This window comes from Pseudomonas sp. YuFO8 (assembly GCF_035065025.1).
GTDB lineage: Bacteria > Pseudomonadota > Gammaproteobacteria > Pseudomonadales > Pseudomonadaceae > Aquipseudomonas > Aquipseudomonas putida_AE.
Genome location: NZ_JAXDEQ010000170.1, coordinates 1 through 411, shown reverse-complemented (window position 1 = coordinate 411; position 411 = coordinate 1). Strand labels below are relative to the sequence as shown.

At 58.9% G+C, this 411-nt stretch carries 1 protein-coding gene; it reads right to left on the bottom strand.

All coding sequences use genetic code 11. From position 1 onward, the window contains the following. On the bottom strand, nucleotides 1–411 hold a 411-nt coding region (locus SOP95_RS31840), incomplete at both ends, for an argininosuccinate synthase domain-containing protein (protein WP_323609564.1).

Sequence of the window (411 nt, the reverse complement as noted above, 5' to 3'; positions counted from 1 at the left end):
ACGGGGATTTCTTCTTGCCGTGGCGCTCGATCGGGATTGCGTGCTTCTCAGCGTAATCCATCAACTTTTCACGGGACAGCAGGTCCCATTCACGCCAAGGGGCAATCACTTTCACGCCAGGCTTGAGCGCGTAGGCACCCAGTTCGAAACGCACCTGGTCGTTGCCCTTGCCGGTAGCGCCATGGGAAATGGCGTCGGCGCCGGTTTCGTTGGCGATTTCGATCAGGCGTTTGGCGATCAGCGGACGTGCGATGGAGGTACCCAGCAGGTACTCGCCTTCGTAGACGGTGTTGGCGCGAAACATCGGGAAAACGAAATCGCGGACGAACTCTTCGCGCAGGTCGTCAATGTAGATCTCTTTCACGCCCATGGCTTGCGCCTTGGCACGTGCTGGTTCGACCTCTTCGCCCT